Source organism: Bradyrhizobium sp., assembly GCF_035935975.1.
Taxonomy (GTDB): domain Bacteria; phylum Pseudomonadota; class Alphaproteobacteria; order Rhizobiales; family Xanthobacteraceae; genus Bradyrhizobium.
Window position 1 is genome coordinate 236,994 of record NZ_DASYWN010000057.1, and the last position, 17,576, is coordinate 254,569.

At 65.1% G+C, this 17,576-nt stretch carries 17 protein-coding genes; 5 read left to right on the plus strand and 12 right to left on the minus strand.

The window, feature by feature from the left end; genetic code table 11:
• Positions 1–119: 119 nt before the first annotated feature.
• Together VGR99_RS37145 and VGR99_RS37150 are read left to right on the plus strand one after the other, a co-directional pair.
• Positions 120–902 carry an ABC transporter ATP-binding protein gene (locus VGR99_RS37145; RefSeq protein ID WP_326904906.1) on the plus strand — a complete coding sequence of 261 codons (783 nt, stop codon included), beginning with the start codon at positions 120–122 and terminating at the stop codon, positions 900–902.
• Complete coding sequence (locus VGR99_RS37150; protein WP_326904907.1) at positions 899–2,458, plus strand: glycine betaine ABC transporter substrate-binding protein; 1,560 nt, start codon at positions 899–901, stop codon at positions 2,456–2,458. Before VGR99_RS37145 ends, VGR99_RS37150 begins: the two co-directional genes overlap by 4 nt.
• A gap of 31 nt (positions 2,459–2,489) precedes the next feature.
• On the opposite strand, the gene VGR99_RS37155 is transcribed toward VGR99_RS37150, so the two are convergent.
• The 3 genes from VGR99_RS37155 to VGR99_RS37165 all read right to left on the minus strand — a co-directional run bounded on the left by VGR99_RS37155 (position 2,490) and on the right by VGR99_RS37165 (position 5,624).
• The gene (locus tag VGR99_RS37155) at positions 2,490–2,867 is read right to left on the minus strand and encodes a rhodanese-like domain-containing protein (RefSeq protein WP_326904908.1); all 378 of its coding nucleotides are present in this window, start codon (positions 2,865–2,867) and stop codon (positions 2,490–2,492) included.
• A 137-nt stretch (positions 2,868–3,004) separates the two neighbouring features.
• The gene (locus VGR99_RS37160; protein ID WP_326904909.1) at positions 3,005–4,717 is read right to left on the minus strand and encodes a sulfatase-like hydrolase/transferase; all 1,713 of its coding nucleotides are present in this window, start codon (positions 4,715–4,717) and stop codon (positions 3,005–3,007) included.
• A gap of 334 nt (positions 4,718–5,051) precedes the next feature.
• Positions 5,052–5,624, minus strand: coding sequence for a TetR/AcrR family transcriptional regulator (locus VGR99_RS37165; protein ID WP_326904910.1), 573 nt, complete (start codon positions 5,622–5,624; stop codon positions 5,052–5,054).
• A gap of 191 nt (positions 5,625–5,815) precedes the next feature.
• On the opposite strand from VGR99_RS37165, the gene VGR99_RS37170 reads away from it, so the two are divergent.
• A complete protein-coding gene (locus tag VGR99_RS37170; protein ID WP_326904911.1) occupies positions 5,816–6,436 on the plus strand; it encodes a hypothetical protein in 621 nt (206 codons plus the stop codon).
• A gap of 7 nt (positions 6,437–6,443) precedes the next feature.
• On the opposite strand, the gene VGR99_RS37175 is transcribed toward VGR99_RS37170, so the two are convergent.
• The 9 genes from VGR99_RS37175 to miaA all read right to left on the minus strand — a co-directional run bounded on the left by VGR99_RS37175 (position 6,444) and on the right by miaA (position 15,811).
• Positions 6,444–7,295 carry an SDR family oxidoreductase gene (locus VGR99_RS37175; RefSeq protein ID WP_326904912.1) on the minus strand — a complete coding sequence of 284 codons (852 nt, stop codon included), beginning with the start codon at positions 7,293–7,295 and terminating at the stop codon, positions 6,444–6,446.
• 526 nt (positions 7,296–7,821) lie between these two features.
• Positions 7,822–8,841: a ketol-acid reductoisomerase gene (gene ilvC, locus VGR99_RS37180; protein WP_014493068.1), complete on the minus strand. Its 1,020-nt coding sequence runs from the start codon at positions 8,839–8,841 to the stop codon at positions 7,822–7,824.
• Positions 8,842–8,973: 132 nt separating this feature from the next.
• Positions 8,974–9,576 carry a LysE family translocator gene (locus tag VGR99_RS37185; RefSeq protein ID WP_326904964.1) on the minus strand — a complete coding sequence of 201 codons (603 nt, stop codon included), beginning with the start codon at positions 9,574–9,576 and terminating at the stop codon, positions 8,974–8,976.
• 7 nt (positions 9,577–9,583) lie between these two features.
• A complete protein-coding gene (locus VGR99_RS37190; RefSeq protein WP_326904913.1) occupies positions 9,584–10,459 on the minus strand; it encodes an EamA family transporter in 876 nt (291 codons plus the stop codon).
• 49 nt (positions 10,460–10,508) lie between these two features.
• Positions 10,509–11,204: a class I SAM-dependent methyltransferase gene (locus VGR99_RS37195; protein ID WP_326904914.1), complete on the minus strand. Its 696-nt coding sequence runs from the start codon at positions 11,202–11,204 to the stop codon at positions 10,509–10,511.
• A 3-nt stretch (positions 11,205–11,207) separates the two neighbouring features.
• Entirely contained in the window at positions 11,208–11,750 is a 543-nt protein-coding gene (gene ilvN, locus VGR99_RS37200) for an acetolactate synthase small subunit (protein WP_234679905.1), read from the minus strand.
• A 23-nt stretch (positions 11,751–11,773) separates the two neighbouring features.
• A complete protein-coding gene (locus VGR99_RS37205) occupies positions 11,774–12,745 on the minus strand; it encodes a threonine dehydratase (protein WP_326904915.1) in 972 nt (323 codons plus the stop codon).
• A gap of 4 nt (positions 12,746–12,749) precedes the next feature.
• On the minus strand, positions 12,750–14,525 hold the full coding sequence (locus tag VGR99_RS37210; RefSeq protein ID WP_326904916.1) for an acetolactate synthase 3 large subunit: 1,776 nt from the start codon (positions 14,523–14,525) through the stop codon (positions 12,750–12,752).
• 329 nt (positions 14,526–14,854) lie between these two features.
• The gene (gene miaA, locus VGR99_RS37215; RefSeq protein WP_326904917.1) at positions 14,855–15,811 is read right to left on the minus strand and encodes a tRNA (adenosine(37)-N6)-dimethylallyltransferase MiaA; all 957 of its coding nucleotides are present in this window, start codon (positions 15,809–15,811) and stop codon (positions 14,855–14,857) included.
• A gap of 11 nt (positions 15,812–15,822) precedes the next feature.
• Between miaA and serB the strand changes: the two genes are divergently transcribed.
• Positions 15,823–16,728 carry a phosphoserine phosphatase SerB gene (serB, locus tag VGR99_RS37220; RefSeq protein ID WP_326904918.1) on the plus strand — a complete coding sequence of 302 codons (906 nt, stop codon included), beginning with the start codon at positions 15,823–15,825 and terminating at the stop codon, positions 16,726–16,728.
• Between the two features lie 213 nt (positions 16,729–16,941).
• Positions 16,942–17,454, plus strand: a complete 513-nt coding sequence (locus VGR99_RS37225) for a DUF1353 domain-containing protein (protein WP_326904919.1) — start codon at positions 16,942–16,944, stop codon at positions 17,452–17,454.
• Positions 17,455–17,576 lie beyond the last annotated feature (122 nt).

Genomic DNA, 17,576 nt, shown 5'->3' on the forward strand with positions numbered 1-17,576 from the left:
CTCGCCCGATGCCTTAGCCGCTCGCGCGGCCAAGTTCAATCAACCGGCCAAGCGTGCTACGCATGGGCCTTGTCATCCCCTCCCTCCATGGGCGGGGCAGCGAAGCGAGCCCCCGCCCGATGCCGTCCAGGCCGATGATTGGCTATGCCCACGTCACCAAAAGCTTCGGCTCGCTTAGGGCCGTCGACGACGTGTCGCTCGACGTCGCCGAGGGCGAGTTCGTGGCCATCGTCGGCGGCTCGGGCTCAGGCAAGACGACGCTGCTGCGACTCGCCAACCGGCTGATCGAGGCGGATCGCGGCACCATCACGGTGGAAGGCAAGGATGTGCAGAACATCGATTCGGTCGCACTACGGCGGCGGATCGGCTACGTCTTCCAGAGCGGCGGACTGTTCCCGCATCTGAGCGTCGCCGACAATATCGGGATCACGCCAAAACTGCTGGGCACGCCCGCAGCCGAGATCGCCGCGCGCGTCGACGAGCTGATCGAGCTGGTGCAGCTCGACCGGGCCGCGCATCGCGACCGGCTGCCCGAGGCACTCTCCGGCGGCCAGCGCCAGCGTGTCGGCGTGGCGCGGGCGCTTGCGGCAAAGCCCCGCATCGTCCTGATGGACGAGCCGTTCGGCGCGCTCGATCCCCTCACCCGCGATGCACTGGGCGACGAATATCGGTCGCTGCATCGGAGCCTCGGCCTGACCACCGTGATGATCACGCACGACATGACGGAGGCGATTTTGCTCGCCGACCGCATCGCGGTGATGCGCGGCGGCAAGCTGCTGGCGCGGGGCACGCCCGCAGAGCTCTCGAAGAGCAGCGATGCCTATGTGCTGGAGCTGCTGCGCACGCCACGGCGCCAGGTCGAGCGGCTGAACACGCTGCTGCCTCAGAGCGGTGCGGCATGAGCTTCCTGAGTGATCCGCGCTGGGGCGAGGCGCTGGCGCATCTGCCCGACTATCTCGGCAATCATGTGCGGGTGAGCCTCGCCGCGCTCGCGCTTGGCCTCGCGATCAGCCTGCCGCTCGCGATCCTGACGCGCAACCGGCCGGCGCCGCGCGCCGTCCTGCTCGCGCTTGCCAGCATCGTCCAGACCGTGCCCGGGCTGGCGCTGCTCGCGCTGTTCTATCCGCTGCTGCTCGCCGCCGCCTCGGTCACGCTCGCCTGGTTCGGCGTCTCGTTCTCCGCGTTCGGCTTCCTGCCGGCGATGCTGGCGCTCGCGCTCTATTCGATGCTGCCGGTGCTGCGCAACGGCATCACCGGCCTCAACGGCATCGATCCCGCGCTGATCGAGGCGGCGAAGGGGGTCGGCATGACGCCGCGTCAGTCGCTGACGATGGTCGAGCTGCCGCTGGCGCTCCCGGTGATGATGGCGGGGATCCGCACCGCCGCGGTCTGGGTGATCGGCACCGCGACACTGTCGACCCCGATCGGCCAGACCAGCCTCGGCAATTACATCTTTGCGGGATTGCAGACCCAGAACTGGGTGTTCGTGCTGTTCGGCTGCCTTGCCTCGGCCCTGCTCGCGCTCGCCGTCGATCAGCTGCTGGGCCTGATCGAGAGCGGCCTGCGCCGGCGCAGCCGTCTGCGCACCGCGCTCGGCGGCATCGGGATCGCGGCGCTGGTCGCCGCCACGCTGGTGCCGACGATGAGCCGCTCGTCGCAGAGCTATGTCGTCGGCGCCAAGACCTTTGCCGAGCAATATGTGCTGTCATCCCTGCTCAGGGATCGCCTCCAGGCGGCAGGTCTTGCCGCCACCGCGCGATCGGGCCTCGGCTCCAGCGTGATCTTCGAGGCGCTGAAGGCGGGCGACATCGATCTCTACGTCGACTATTCCGGTACGCTCTGGGCCAACCAGTTGCACCGGACCGACATCAAGCCGCGTGCCGAGTTGCTCGCCGATTTGAAGACCGCGCTTGCCAGGGACAACATCACCCTGCTCGGCGAGCTCGGGTTCGAGAACGCCTATGCGCTGGTGATCCCGAAGAAGCGCGCCGAGGCGCTCGGCATCCGCAGCATCGCCGATCTCGCCGCGCATGCGCCGACACTGTCGATTGCCGGCGATTACGAGTTCTTTTCACGCCCGGAATGGGCGGCACTGCAAAAGGCCTATGGCCTTCAGTTCCGCGCCCAGCGCCAGATGCAGCCGGACTTCATGTATGCCGCGGTCGCCAGCGGCGAGGTCGACGTCATCGCCGGCTACACCAGCGACGGCCTGATCGCGAAATACGACCTCACGGCGCTCGACGACCCCAAACACGCAATTCCGCCCTATGACGCCATCCTGCTGCTGGCACCGAAGCGCGCTGGTGACGAAAAATTGCAGGCGGCGCTGAAGCCGCTGCTCGGCAAGATCGACATCGCCACGATGCGCGAGGCCAACCTCCGCGCCAGCGGCAATGACGCGAATTCGTCACCCGAGGTGGTGGCGAAGTGGCTGTGGGAGAAGGTGGGCCGGCGCTAGGCTTGCCTCCCAGCGCCGCCGCCCCTTTTTGCTAGGCCTTCTCGGTCGCCTCTCCGGCATCGACCCAGTCCTTGAAGCCGCCGACGTTGTAGACATGGCCATAGCCCATGTCCTGAAGCAGCTTGCCGGCGAGCGCGGAGCGGCCGCCGGAGGCGCAATAGAGGATCACTGTCTTGTCCCTGGCGAGGGCCTTGTCGTGATAGGGCGAGTCCGGGTCGGCCCGAAACTCCAGCATGCCGCGGGAGATGTTCAGTGCACCCGGGATCTTGCCGCTCTTCTCGATTTCCGGTGCATCGCGCACGTCGAGCACGAGCGCACCCTTCCCGATCATCTCCTTGGCCTGGGCCGGCGTGATCTTCGGCACGGCCGCGTTGGCGGCCTCCAGCATCTGTTTCACTGAAATTGGCAATGACGTCTCCTTAAGGTTCGCGGTTGGTCGAGCGCCCCATTACCCGGCATTATCCTTCATCGCGTCCCTCGTTCGGACGAGGACGCCGGGCCTAAATATCGACGGATGCGGTGGCGAATGAATGGCCGCGATGGAAACTACAGCCCGCGGATCATCCCGGCATTGATCAGCAACCGGTTCAGCCGCCGCGCCTCGGCGCCGTCCTTGCAGCCGTAGAAGATGCCCTTGCAGCGGAGCATGATCTGCTTCTGCTCGGCGAAGGACGGGTCGAGCGGGATACCGGCGGCCTCCTGGATCACCAGCGGCAGATACGGGCCGTCGACCGTGTCCATCACGGCCTCGCTTTTCACCGGCTCGAAATTGACGGCGTCGATTGCGTAATAGGTCGCGTAGAGGCGCGGGTCGTAGGCGTCGAGCTTCTTGCCGATCGCGCCCTCGTCGAGCCCCGGCTCGAGCAGGTTCGGCGCGAATTCCGGCTGATGATCGCCATAGCGGACGATCAGGAAGGGCTCGCCGGGGAAACTCTTCTTCAGGCCCGCAAGGAACGCCTTGTACTGCTCGGCGCTCATCGCCTGGCGACGCAGATATTCGTCGATCGACGCCGCATTGCCCGGCGCGCGCCAGGTCGGCATCAAATCGGGGCGGAAGCGCGTCTCCCAGGGGAAATGATTGGCGCCGAGATAGATGAAGGTGAACAGCGGCTTGTTCGGCGGCTGCTGGCCCATCAGCTGCAGCGCCTTGTCGTAGAAGAAAGAGTCCGGCTCGACATCCTTGGCGCCGAGATCCTTGGAATCGAGGAAGCGTTCGACGCCGGTCGTGATCTGGAAGCTGCGCGCGCCCATGAAGCCACCATAGGCGGGATAGAGCGACATCGTATCGTAGCCGCAGCGGCGCAGCGCCAGCGGCAGGCCGCGCTCGACGCGGTTCGAGGCGATGCGCGTCACGAAATAGGCGAAGCGGCCGAACGAGCGCGACGAAAGCCCGGCGAGCACGTTGTATTCGGTGAACCAGCTCGGCCCGCCATTGCTCTCGGCGAGGAAGGTGCGCTGCTTGCCGTCCCAGGACTTGAAGTGATTGCCATAGCCCTGGGGCAACTTGATGCCCTGCGCGGCGCGGATGTCGAAACTCGATTCATCATGGATCATGATGATGTTCGGCCGGCGGCCGGCGGGATGACAGGCATCGACCAACGGCATGTTGAGCCGCTCGTCGGTCGAAGCGGCCGATTCCATGAAGCCGTATTGCGCGAAGTCGGAGACCGCGGTGACGCCGGAGCGGAAGAATTTCGAGAGATAGCCGTCGTCGTAATAGCCGCGCCAGGCCTCATCGGGATGATACAGCGAATAGCCGACGAGCGCAGCAAGACAGGCCAGCTTGCAGGCCAGCGCCGGCAGGCGGCGGATGCGGAACGGATCGAGCCACCACAGCGCATACATCAGCGGCAGCGTGACGAGGCCGGCCAGAATCACCGACCAGCGCAGATTCGGGAAGATCGTGAACAGGAATGCGACGGTGTCGCGGTCGATCATCATCAGGTCGATGAAGTTGACCGTCATCTGCACGACGTCGTGCTTGAGCCGCGACAGCAGCACCAGCACCACGACCATGGTCAGCGACAGCGCACCCGACAGCGCGGGCCGCCGCAGCAGCGTAATCCAGAAGAAGTTGAGAATGCCCCAGGCCAGCGCGAACGACAGGCGCGAGCCGAAATCGGTCTCGGTCTCGTACATCAGCGCGAGCGCTGCCAGGTGCGGCGCGGCGACCGCGAGCAGCCGCCAGATTCCGAGCGCGGCGACGCTCGCCAGCACGGCGGTCGTGGCAGAGGGACCTGGATTGGGCGCGGACGCCATCGACGACACGCAACAGCTGGTCCGGCGCAATGAAACCTAGCCGTCTGGCCGGCCTGGCGGCGGCTAGGGCGTCCGGCGCAGCCGGATGCCTGCACCATGTCACAAAACTGTAACGGAACGGTCAAGGACAGGCAACGCGCGGCGCGACGCGACTTTGGCTTAATCCTGGTGGGCGGCGACGTGCCGCATGCGCCAGTCTCTCCCCTCACCCTGAGGAGCCTGCGAAGCAGGCGTCTCGAAGGGCGAGGCCCGGATCAGCAGGCGGGCCTGCACGGTTTCGCGGCGATGCGAAGCATCGTCCGCAGGCGGCGCTACGCGCTCCTCACCATGAGGGTCAGGCGGACTTCGCGATCCCCGCGATGAACAAGTCGATCACCCCCTCCGCCATCCGCTCGATCTCGCCCTCGTCGACACCCCAGCGCGGAAAGTGGCCGTCGAGATTCATCCGGGCAAAGCCATAGACCAGGGCGCGTCCGGCGATCTGGATGCGCTTGAGGTCGGCCGAACGCAGCAGGCCCTGCGCAGCCGCGTCAGCCAGCATCTGCTCGGTCAGGGCGATCAGTTCGGCATTGTCCCGGGTCAGCTCAGGGGAGCTGCCATGGGCAAAATAACGCCCCGTGGAGATGATCTCAAAATGCGCAGGGTTTCGCATCGCCCAGCGCAAATAGGCGAGGCCGAAGGCGCGGAAGCGGCCCAGCGGATCGGTGGCCGGTGCCTGGCCAAGCGCCACCTCGATCTCGGAGCGAAAACGCCGCTGCGCCTCCTCGGCCGCAGCCGCCATCAGGGCATCGCGGTTCGGGAAGTGCCGGAACGGCGCCCCCGGCGATACCGCGGCCCGGCGCGCGGCCTCGCGCACGGAGACCTCGGCGCCCTCGGACGCCAGCTGCAGCGCAGCATCGATCAGCACCCGGCGGAGGTCGCCGTGATGGTACGGCCGGGCTTCAGGTGTTTGGCGGCTGGCGCGCGGCTTGGACGGCTGTCGGGCAGGCATGGCGTTGTCCTAGCATCACCCGAACGTGAATGTAAGCAGCGATTACATCATTGACGATCTCGCCACCATCAAATGTAATCGATGATTACATAAGGGAGGAGATCGCCGTGTCGCAACGTCAAGGCTGGTTCGAAGGCTGGCGGCTGCTGGCCGCGCTCACCCTGAGCCTGATCGCGCTCAGCCTGTGGATTGCCTCGATGCGGCAATTCGAGGTCGAGGGCGTGCGGATGGTGATCCGCTTCACGGCCCGAAGCTCGCTGCTGCTGTTCTGCCTCGCCTTCAGTTCCGCGGCGCTGGCGCGGCTGCGGCCCAATGCCTGGACGCGCTGGCAACGTCGCAACCGCCGCTATCTCGGCTTGAGCTTTGCCGCCTCCCACGCCATCCACGCGGTCGCGATCATCGCCTTCGCCAACATGGATCCGGCCGGCTTCGCGGAGGCCACCTCGCCCACCTCCTACATCTTCGGCGGCATCGGCTATGCCGTCATCATCGCCATGAGCGCGACCTCGTTCGACCGCACCGCCGCGCTGATCGGGCCGCGTGCCTGGCGCGTGCTGCACCTCGCCGGCGGCTATTACCTCTGGCTCCAGTTCATGGTGTCGTTCGGCAAGCGCGTGCCGGCGATGCCGCTCTATGCCGCCTTCCTCATTCCGCTGCTCGCCGTGATGGCACTGCGGCTGATCGCGATGGCCGCCCATCCGCGCGGGCGAACCATCGCGGCAGGCTGAACGCCAATCAGGCCTGCGGCAGGAATCCGAGCCGCTTGGCGATGATGCGATCGACCGTCCGTTTCGGCAGCAATGCACCGATCAGATGGCGCAGCGGGTCGGGTGTGATCTGGTACCGCACCTTGGGGCTTGCCGCGGTCAGCGCCTCGAACACGACCTCGGCAATGCGCTCGGCCGGCAGGCCCTTGGCGCCGAGGTCCATCATGAACGCCATGACCTTGTTCAGCGCCGGCAGATAGGGCGAGTGCTGGTAGACGGAGAGATCGATCTGCTCGGCCTTGCTCCAGATCGGCGTTTTCACCGCGCCGGGCGCGACGATGATGACGTCGATATCGAACAGCATCAGCTCGCGGCGCAGGCTCTCCGACAATCCCTCGATGGCGTGCTTGGAGGTGCAGTAAGGCGCCGACAGCGGGTTGCCGTTCTTGCCCGCAACCGAGCTGATCATCACGATCCGCCCTTTCGGCCCCTTCAGCGACGGGTCCGCGCCGAGCAGCGGCCCGAAGGCCTGCGTCGCGATGATGGGGCCGATGACGTTGATGTCCATCTGGCGGCGAAAGTCGTCTGCCGACAATTCGAGCACAGGGCCGGCCACGGCGATACCGGCGTTGTTGACGAGGCCGGCCAGCGTCTCGCCACCCAGCGCCTCGCGGACCTGGCGGGCCGCAGCCAGCACGGCGGCCTCGTCGGTGACGTCGAACAGCAGCGGCGTGAAGTTCGCGCCGAACTCACCCTTGAGCCGGTCGGCATCGGACTGCTTGCGGACGCTGCCGAAGACGCGGTAGCCGCGCCCGATCAGAAACTTGGCAATGGCCCAGCCGATGCCGGTGGACGCGCCGGTGACGACGACGGATCGCATGGTCGTTTCCCCCTGTTGAATTCCCGCGATCATGGGGGAGGAAGGCCTTGGTGCGCAATGCCGCCCAGCGCTCAAGCTGAGGTTGCAGGTGTCGATTCTTAAGATGAAGCGACAAGTGAACGTCACGACACGAGATGGATTGCGCCCTGAAAATGCAGATGAAGAGCCGAATCCTTGACTCTGAAGACGCTGGGCTTTTGGCGATCGGCCGCTTCTGAAAAAGCTCTGAAAAACGACGCGAGCTCAAGAATGTGGTTTAAGCGTCAGTTCTTCGTGCTCAGAGGGCACATCAGCTCGCGAAGAATTTGAATGAAGCAGCAATGCTTCGCGCGAGATGAAAGGAGCGAGACCGCTGTTTGCGATCTCGCTCGAATATAGTCGCGAAGGTTTAAGATTTGGTTTGGCGACCGAAGCTTGTGTTTCACCTGTCATTCCGGGGCGCGCCTTAGCGCGAGCCCGGAATCCAGAGGTCGTCGGTCGAGATTCCGGGTTGCGCTTCGCGCCCCCCGGAATGACGGCGCAGCCGTCAGTTCTTCGACTTGTCGACCAGCGCGCCCTTCTTGATCCAGGGCATCATGTCGCGCAGCTTGGCGCCGACCTCCTCGATCGGGTGCGCAGCGAGCTTGGCACGGGTCGCCTTGAACGAGGTCTGGTTGACCTTGTTCTCGAGCATCCAGTCACGGGCGAACTTGCCGCCCTGGATGTCGGCGAGAACGCGCTTCATCTCGGCCTTGGTCTCGGCGGTGACGATGCGGGGACCCGTGACGTACTCGCCGTACTCGGCGGTGTTGGAGATCGAGTAGTTCATGTTGGCGATGCCGCCTTCATAGATCAGGTCGACGATCAGCTTCACTTCGTGCAGGCACTCGAAATAGGCCATCTCCGGCGCGTAGCCGGCTTCGACCAGGGTCTCGTAGCCGCCCTTGATCAGCTCGACCAGGCCGCCGCAAAGCACGACCTGCTCGCCGAACAGGTCGGTCTCGCACTCTTCCTTGAAGGTGGTCTCGATGATGCCGGCGCGGCCACCGCCGACAGCGGAGGCGTAGGACAGGCCGAGGTCATGGGCGTTGCCCGAGACGTCCTTGGCGATCGCGATCAGGCAGGGCACGCCGCCGCCGCGCTGATACTCGGAGCGCACGGTGTGGCCGGGGCCCTTCGGCGCGATCATGAGCACGTCGAGGTCGGCGCGCGGATCGAGCAGGTTGAAGTGGACGTTGAGGCCGTGCGCGAACACGAGGGCGGCGCCCTTCTTCATGTTGTCGTGCAGGTGCTCGCGATAGATGTCGCCCTGGAGCTCGTCCGGGGTCAGCATCATGACGAGGTCGGCCCATTTGGCGGCTTCGGCGACTTCCATCACCTTGAAGCCGGCGGCTTCCGCCTTCTTGACCGAGCCCGAGTCCTTGCGGAGCGCAATCGCCACTTCCTTGACGCCGGAGTCCTTCAGGTTGAGCGCATGGGCGTGGCCCTGGCTGCCATAGCCGACGATGGCGACCTTCTTGCCCTTGATCAGGTTCAGGTCGGCGTCGCGATCGTAATAAACACGCATAGTCGTTTCCTCGTTCAGGGCCAGAATCGGCCGATAGTCAGTGTCCGAAGGGTGAAATTTGCGGATTTCGGGGGCTGTCTAGGACATTTTCAGCCCGTAGGGAAACCCGTTTCTGCATGGAAATCCGCGACATCATGCATCCATGAAAACGGGGTAGAGGGAGGCAAGCAGTAGGAGCGCCATCAGGATATTGAAGGCGCGGACCAGCCGCTCCGAGGTCAGCACCGGCCGTAGTGCAGTGCCGAACAGAGCCCAGACCACGGTCGAGACGGTGCCGACCAGCAGGCTGATCAGGGTCTGAATCGCGATGTTCAGGGGGAACTGGGCGATCGCCGCATAGGCGGTGATGGTGCCGATCACGATCACCCAGCCCTTGGCGTTGATCCACTGGAACATGGCTGCGCCCCAGAAGGTCATCGGGCCGCGTCCGCCCTCCCCGCCCGGCGTGGTCGGGCCGGACATGGCGATCACGACGGCGAGATAGATCAGGTAGGCGGCGCCGGCATATTTCAGGATCGTCTGCAGGATCGGATAGGCCAGAAATACCGTGCCGAGCCCGAGGCCGACGGTGGCGACCATGAAGGCAAAGCCGAGCACGATGCCGACGATGTGCGGAATGGTGCGGCGGAAGCCGTAGGTGAGGCCCGAGGACAACAGCATGATGTTGTTCGGCCCGGGCGTGAAATACATCACCACCATGAAGGCGAGGAAGGCATAGAACAGCGAATAGGCCATCATCACCTCACGCGGTCTTCGGCAGGATCTGCGGGCGCTTCGCCAGCACCATCACGGCGATGCCGCCGATCACGGTCAGCATCCCGGCGAGGCGCAGCGGCCCGAACCGCTCGCCGAACACGATGCTGGAGGCCGCCGACCCGACGAACGGCACCAGCAGCGCGAACGGCACCACCTGCGCTGCGGGATAGTCACGCAGCAAACGGCCCCACAGCCAATAGGCGATGCTGGTGGAGATCGCACCGATCGCCAGCAGGCAGACGAGGCCGGTCAGCGACATGTGGATCAGCGACTGGAAGGTCGGCACCGGCCCGTTGACGACCAGCGCCAGCGCGAACAGCGGCACGGCGGTGGCAAGGCAGAGCCAGGCGAACAGGTCGAACATTGGCACGCCGCGCGCGCCGCGCAGCAGGAGATTGCCGACCGCGAAACTGACCGGCGCGATCATCAGCACCGCGAAGGCGCCGACGCTGAAATCATAGCCGACGGTGCCGCAGATCATCAGCAAGCCTACCGCGGCGATGACGACGCCCAGCGTCTGCACCGGCGTCGGCCGCTCGCCGAATGCGAGCGCGGCAAAGCCGATGGTGAACAGCGCCTGGCTCTGCACGACGACCGAGGTCAGGCCGACCGGCACGCCATGGGCGATGCCGTAGGCCTGGCTCAGGAATTGCCCGAGAAACAGCGTGAAGCTGATCGCGATCAGCAGCGACCAGGCAATCTTGGGCCTGCGGATGAACAGGCACGGCACCGCGGCGATGGAAAAGCGCATCGCGGTCATCAGCTCCGGCGAAAACTCGTCGAGCGCGATCCGGCTTGCCACGAAGGCAAGCCCCCAGATGATCGCCACCAGGAGGGCGATGAGGATGTCGGCCGGCTTCATTGTTGTTTCCGGTTCTGCTTTGTCGTGCAGCCCTGCTTGTTGTTCTGGTCTAGCCTTGCTCGCCGGCTTTCGGTTTGCGCAGCAGGTAAGTGCCGTGCATCGGTGCGTGATAATCGGCCGAGACCATGATGAAGCCGACGTCGGTCAGCATCCGCTCCATCACCCAGCCGAAGGTGGAATATTCGTCACGCATATGCGTGACGACGCTTTCGCGCGAAAAATCGTGGTTCTTGATCTGGTAGTCGGCCCATTGCTCGACGTCGCGCTCGACCGCGTCAGGCATGGACGCATAGACGATGTCGCGCAGGTAGAACGTCGCGCCCGGCTTCAGCGCGCGAAAGATCCGCGACATCGCCACGACCTTCCAAAAATCCGGCAGATGATGCAGCGTGAACTCGCTGACGATCAAATCATACGACTCGGGCCGGTAGGCGAAGCTGAGCAGGCCGGCGGATTGCGTGCGCACCGGCGCCTTGCGGTCGCGGGCATAGATCTCCGCAAGCGCCAGCATCGCCGGCGAGATGTCGATCGCATCGACCTCGGCGCCCATCAGCGCGGCTTCGGTCGCCAGCACGCCGTTGCCGCAGCCGATATCGGCGATGCGCCAGCCGCGCTGTACTCCGAGCATTTTCAGCGCGGCGCGCGCCCGCAGGTCGGCATCGTCGTGGCTGTCGTAGATCGACGCCACCGCGGGCTCGATGCCCATCCGGTTCCGCTCGTTATAGTACCAGTCGCGCGCCAGCATGGTTCACATCCCTTCGGGACCGCGGCCGATCGCGGCAACGCCGGTACGCGACACCTCGACAAGGCCGAGCGGGCGCATCAGGTCGATAAACTGGTTGATCTTGTCCGTATTGCCTGTGATCTCGAACACAAAGCTCTCGGTCGTGGCGTCGATCACGCGGGCGCGGAACGCATCTGCGAGCCTGAGCGCCTCGACGCGATGCTCGCCCTGCCCGCGCACCTTCACCATCGCGAGCTCACGCTCGATCGAGCGCTTGGTCTGGGTCATGTCGACGACCTGATAGACCGGGATCATGCGATCAAGCTGATGCTTGATCTGCTGGATCACCATCGGCGTGCCCGTGGTGACGATGGTGATGCGCGACAGGTGCTTCTGCGCCTCGGTCTCCGACACCGTGAGGCTCTCGATGTTGTAGCCGCGGCCCGAGAACAGGCCGATGACGCGCGCGAGCACGCCCGGCTCGTTCTGCACGAGCACCGCGAGCGTGTGCGTCTCGTTGGGATCGTGGCGCTCTTCGATGAAGTAGGCGGATGCGGGCTGGTTCATTGTCGTCCCCTCTTGTCTTTCCGTCACGCCATCGCTGGCGCGTCCGTCCCGACCCAACGGCGGAACAGATCGAAATCGATATTGCCGCCGGACAGCACGAGACCGACGCGCTTGCCCTTCAGCTTGCTTTTTTCCTGCAGTGCCGCGGCGAGCGCGGCCGCACCGGCGCCTTCGGCGAGATTATGCGTATCGGTCCAGTATGCGCGGATCGCGGCGGCGACCTCGTCGTCGGTAACCTGCACGATGCGGGATGCACCCTTGCGGATCAGGGCGAGCGCATCCTCGTCGGGGATGCGCGTCGCCATGCCGTCCGCGCGCGTGTTGGCCGTCTCGGTCGTCACGATCTTGCCGGCCGCAAACGAGAGCGCGTAGGACGGCGCTTCCGTCGACTGCACGCCGACGATCTCGGTCTTCAGGCCCAGCAGGTCGCGCGCCATGATGCAGCCGCAGATGCCGGAGCCCTGCCCGATCGGCACGTAGAGAATGTCGAGATCGGACGCAGCCTTGAACAGCTCAAGTGCGTAGGTCGCGACACCCAGCACGAGGTCGGGATGAAACGACGGCACCATGTGGAGGCCGGCAAACTGCGCGCGCCGCTCGGCTTCCTCGCGCGCGGCCTGAAAGTCTTCGCCGTGCTCGACGAGCTCGGCGCCAAAGGCCTTCATCGCGCGGTTCTTCTCGACCGAATTGCCCCGCGGCACGTAGATCACCGCGGGCACGCCGTGGCGGCTGGCGGCAAAGGCCAGGCTCTGGCCGTGATTGCCGCGCGTCGCCGAGATGATGCCCGGCGTGCTGGGCCGCTCGCGCTTCAGACGGTCGAGATAGACCAGCCCACCGCGCACCTTGAAGGCACCGATCGGTGTGTGGTTCTCGTGCTTGACCACGACCTCAGTGCCGAGGCGCTCAGCGAGCAGCGGCCAGCCGCGTGCCGGCGTTGCCGGCACCGCCTGCCCCACGATCGCATGTGCGCGCTCGAGCTCCGTCAGGTCGAACATGGCCTCACACCAGCGCCTTGCCGCCGGCGAACGCCTTCGCGGTCGCCTCGTCGTTGGCCTGCTCGGGCAACAGCATCTCGTTGTGCGCCTTGCCGGAGGGGATCATCGGGAAGCAGTTTTCCAGCGCCGCGACGCGGCAGTCGAACAGCACCGGACGCTTGACCGAGATCATCTCCTGGATGGCGCCGTCGAGATCGGACGGCTTGTGCACCTGCAGGCCGACGCCGCCATAGGCCTCCGCGAGCTTGACGAAATCCGGCAGTGCTTCCGAATAGGAATGCGACAGGCGGTTGCCGTGGAGCAGTTGCTGCCACTGGCGCACCATGCCCATGTACTGGTTGTTCAGGATGAAGATCTTGATCGGCAGCTCGTACTGAACAGCCGTCGACATCTCCTGGATCGTCATCTGCACCGAGGCATCGCCCGCGATGTCGATGACCAGGCTGTCCGGATGCGCGACCTGCACGCCGACCGCGGCCGGCAGGCCATAGCCCATGGTGCCGAGACCGCCCGAAGTCATCCAGCGGTGCGGCTCCTCGAAGCCGTAGAACTGCGCTGCCCACATCTGGTGCTGGCCGACTTCGGTCGTGATGTAGGTGTCGCGGCCGCGCGTCGCCTCGAACAGGCTCTGGATCGCATGCTGCGGCAGGATGACGTCGTTGCTCTTCTTGTAATAGAGCGAGTTGCGGGCACGCCACTGCGCGATCTGCTGCCACCACGCCTTGATGTCGGGCTTCTTCGCCTCCGCCTTGAACACCTGCAGGATGTCGCCGAGGATGTTGCCGCAATCGCCGATGATCGGCACGTCGACGCGGATGTTCTTGTTGATCGAGGAAGGATCGATGTCGATGTGGATCTTCTTCGAGTTCGGCGAGAACGCATCGACGCGGCCGGTGATGCGGTCGTCGAAGCGCGCGCCTACGCACAGCATGACGTCGCAATCATGCATCGTCATGTTGGCCTCGTAGGTGCCGTGCATGCCCAGCATGCCGAGCCAGTTCTTGCCCGACGCGGGGTATGCACCCAGGCCCATCAGCGTGGAGGTGATCGGGAAGCCGGTGACCTCGACCAGCTCGCGCAGCAGCTTGGTGGCTTCGGGACCTGAGTTGATCACGCCGCCGCCGCTGTAGATCACCGGGCGCTTGGCGTTGGCGAGCAGCGACACGGCCTTGCGGATCTGCGTCGCATCGCCCTTCACGCGCGGCGCATAGGAACGGTGCACGTCGGACTTGCGCGGCGGATGATAGGTGCCGGTGGCGAACTGCACGTCCTTGGGCACGTCGACCAGCACCGGGCCCGGACGGCCCGTGGTCGCAACGTAGAAGGCCTCGTGCAGCACCTTTGCCAGGTCGTTGACGTCGCGCACCAGCCAATTGTGCTTGGTGCAGGGACGCGTGATGCCGACCGTGTCGCATTCCTGGAACGCGTCGTTGCCGATCAGATGCGTCGGGACCTGGCCGGAGATGCAGACCAGCGGGATCGAGTCCATCAGCGCGTCGGTCAGCGGCGTCACCATGTTGGTGGCGCCGGGGCCGGAGGTCACCAGCGCAACGCCGGGCTTGCCGGTCGAGCGCGCGTAGCCCTCGGCGGCGTGGCCTGCGCCCTGCTCGTGGCGAACCAGGATGTGCTGGACCTCGCTCTGCTGGAAGATCTCGTCATAGATCGGAAGCACCGCGCCGCCGGGATAGCCGAAAATGTCGGTCACGCCATGATCGATGAGCGCGCGGACGATCATCGCGGCGCCGGTCATCTGGTTCGGATCGTGGCTCTTGTCGCTCATTGTCTTGCTCCGGATGCGCTGTTGTCAGCGGCTTCGTTCGTTCTGGGTTCGGGAAATAAAAAAGGCCCCGAAGAGGGACCCTGCACACCGCCTGTCATGTGGATGGCAGCTAGCCACCCCCGGCGGTGTGCCTGGGTACGACGGCGATAAGGAGTTTGGTAATAATGTTACGCATTGCAGGTGCTCGGCATCCCAAAGGTTGCGCGAAACATAACGACCAAAGCCTCGATGTCAAGGCAAAGCGGCCGCTTCCGCACGATTTTGGCAGTGTAGCGGTGTTCCCGGGGTTCGGCGAGAGGTAAATGCGGGAACCCGGGCACAAAAGCGCGTCAATCGGGATCCCGGGCCGCGCTGACAGCCGCCGTGAGCCAGCCCCTCGCCTCCTCCAGCTTCACCCATTCGAACTCAGGCAATTGGTGCCGGAACCAGGTGAACTGCCGCTTGGCGTAGTGACGGGTGTCGGCCCGGCCAATGGTTGCGGCCTGCTCCAGGCTGAGTTCGCCGCGCAGATGCCGGATCAGGGCCGGCACGCCATGGGCCTTCATCGCCGGCAACAGCGGATCGAGGTGCCGGGCGGCGAGCCGTTCGACCTCCTTCAGCGCGCCGGCACCCAGCATGGCGTCGAAGCGCGCGTCGATGCGGGCATAGAGCTCGTCGCGCTCGGGCGCGAGGAACACCGCGCGAAAACTGTCTTTCGGCAGCAGCGGCGGCTGGCCCTCATGATGCCAGTCCAGCAGCGAGCGGCCGGTTGCCTCGACCACTTCGAGCGCGCGCGCGATGCGGGTCCGGTCGCGCAGGTTCAATCGCTCGGCTGCGCGCGGATCGCGGCGCGCGAGTTCCGCGTGCAGCGCCTCGACGCCGTTCCGCTCCAGCCGCGCACGCACGTCCTCGCGCACGTCTGCCGGGATCGGCGGCACCACGGAGAGGCCTGCCGTCAGAGCCTTGAAATAAAGCCCGGTGCCGCCGATGAAGATCGGCAGACGGCCTTCGCTTTGCGCCTCCCCGAGTGCCCTGGCTGCGTCAGCCACCCACGCGCCGGCCGAGAAATTCACCGCCGCATCGACATGGCCATAGAGACGGTGCGGCACGCGCGCTTCCTCGCCATGCGTGGGGCGCGCCGTGATGATGCGCAGGTCACGGTACACCTGCATGGAATCGGCATTGATGACGGTGCCGCCGGCGCTGAGGGCAAGCTCGAGCGCCAGCGCCGACTTGCCGCTGGCGGTCGGGCCTGCGATAAGCACCGCCTTGCCAACATGCTTTCTGCTGACCTGCTCCTCGCTCACGAAAACCTCAAATGTCCCTCGTCGCCACGCTGATCTGCAATCCCGACAATCCCGCCCTCGACTCCACCATCGTCGACGGCGCCCGTGCCGTGCTGCCTCAGGCAGCGCCCGCGCACTGGCTGTTCGACGGGGTCGCGGTCGATATCCCCTTCGGCGCCGACAGTAACCTCGAAGGCGACCGTCACGCCATCGAAGAGCGGCTCCGCGAGCTGCGCGGCGACCTGCCGATCGACATCGTGGTGCAGCCTGTCGGCGTCCGGCGCAAGAAGCTTTTTCTCGCCGACATGGATTCCACCATGATCGGCCAGGAATGCATCGACGAGCTCGCCGACCTGGTCGGGATGAAGGCCCACGTGGCCGCCATCACCGAACGCGCGATGCGCGGCGAGATCGAGTTCGAGCCGGCGCTGCGCGAGCGCGTTGCACTGCTGAAGGACCTCCCCGCCAGCGTGGTCGACGAAGTGCTGGACAAGCGCATCACGCTGACCCCGGGTGGCCGTGAGCTGGTCGCGACCATGCGCAAGCACGGCGCCTATACCTGCCTCGTCTCCGGCGGCTTCACGCTGTTCACGCGCGCGGTCGCCGCCAAGATCGGCTTCCAGGAGAACCGCGCCAACGAGCTCGTCGTGCGCGACGGCAAGTTCACCGGCGAGGTCAAGGAGCCGATTTTGGGCCGCGCGGCCAAGCTCGCGACGCTGGTGGATCTGATGGAATCGTTCGATCTCGATGACATCGACTCCGTCGTGGTCGGCGACGGCGCCAATGATCTTGCGATGATCCAGGCCGCGGGGCTGGGTGTGGCGTATCACGCCAAGCCCGCAGTGGCCGCGGCTGCAGCGGCGCGGATCGATCACGGCGATCTCACCGCGCTGCTTTATGCGCAGGGGTATCGGCGGGACGAGTTCGTGGAGGCGTAGCACGCCGTCTCCTTCGATCTCCCGATCTACTGCCGATGCGGCCCTTTCTACCTGAGGTGATGTGCTGTAGCCTATTCGCTCTTTGTAAACCACATTGCAGGGAGGTCATACGTGCTCATACCGCGTCGTCAATTCCTCGCAGCAGCAATCGGCGCATTTTCAGCCGCCACGAACACGGCCACATTCGCCGCGGTTGCGGACAGTGATGCCCAATTGATTGAAACATGGCTGGGCGCGGCGAAGGTCGTCGGCGATCGCACCGCGATCGGCACGCTCCTGCTCTCGCGCTTCGTGGAGCGCGTCTATTTTCTCATGAAGCCGATCGCCTGGAAGCCGGGCCCGAAGCAGGACCAGCAGCTGCCGTCCATCGAGGTGCCGGTCGGTTTTGTGACGGATTTCGCGAGCGTGCCGAGGGCGTTCTGGTCCGCGCTCCCGCCGGACGGCGAATATACCTATGCAGCCATCTTGCACGACTATCTCTACTGGAACCAGGCGACGGACAGAGCCACTGCGGATCTTGTGCTGAAAGCCGCGATGGAAGATTTCGGCGTGTCGACCACTGACGCATTTCTCGTCTACAACGGCGTCAAGATCGGCGGACAGGGTCCTTGGAACGACAACGCCGCGCTGAAGGCTGCGGGGGAGAAGCGGATATTGAAGGTCTTCCCGACCGATCCGACCACGCGATGGGAGGACTGGAAACGCCGGCCCGACGTGTTCGCGTAAAGCGCGATGACATTTGGATGAATCATCATCGCGCTTTAGGTTGTTGTTTGAGCATGATCTTCTTGGAAAACCGCTGCGCACTTTTCCGGATCATGCCTTAGCTCGCGCGGCGGCGAACAGAG

What these genes read in the sequence shown, in the direction of transcription:
- VGR99_RS37145 (WP_326904906.1), top strand. Translation starts at nt 120, where the DNA reads ATGCCGTCCAGGCCGATGATTGGCTATGCCCACGTCACCAAAAGCTTC.
- VGR99_RS37150 (WP_326904907.1), top strand. Translation starts at nt 899, where the DNA reads ATGAGCTTCCTGAGTGATCCGCGCTGGGGCGAGGCGCTGGCGCATCTG.
- VGR99_RS37160 (WP_326904909.1), bottom strand. Translation starts at nt 4,717, where the DNA reads ATGGCGTCCGCGCCCAATCCAGGTCCCTCTGCCACGACCGCCGTGCTG.
- VGR99_RS37175 (WP_326904912.1), bottom strand. Translation starts at nt 7,295, where the DNA reads ATGCGATCCGTCGTCGTCACCGGCGCGTCCACCGGCATCGGCTGGGCC.
- ilvC (WP_014493068.1), bottom strand. Translation starts at nt 8,841, where the DNA reads ATGCGTGTTTATTACGATCGCGACGCCGACCTGAACCTGATCAAGGGC.
- VGR99_RS37185 (WP_326904964.1), bottom strand. Translation starts at nt 9,576, where the DNA reads ATGGCCTATTCGCTGTTCTATGCCTTCCTCGCCTTCATGGTGGTGATG.
- VGR99_RS37190 (WP_326904913.1), bottom strand. Translation starts at nt 10,459, where the DNA reads ATGAAGCCGGCCGACATCCTCATCGCCCTCCTGGTGGCGATCATCTGG.
- VGR99_RS37195 (WP_326904914.1), bottom strand. Translation starts at nt 11,204, where the DNA reads ATGCTGGCGCGCGACTGGTACTATAACGAGCGGAACCGGATGGGCATC.
- ilvN (WP_234679905.1), bottom strand. Translation starts at nt 11,750, where the DNA reads ATGAACCAGCCCGCATCCGCCTACTTCATCGAAGAGCGCCACGATCCC.
- VGR99_RS37205 (WP_326904915.1), bottom strand. Translation starts at nt 12,745, where the DNA reads ATGTTCGACCTGACGGAGCTCGAGCGCGCACATGCGATCGTGGGGCAG.
- VGR99_RS37210 (WP_326904916.1), bottom strand. Translation starts at nt 14,525, where the DNA reads ATGAGCGACAAGAGCCACGATCCGAACCAGATGACCGGCGCCGCGATG.
- serB (WP_326904918.1), top strand. Translation starts at nt 15,823, where the DNA reads ATGTCCCTCGTCGCCACGCTGATCTGCAATCCCGACAATCCCGCCCTC.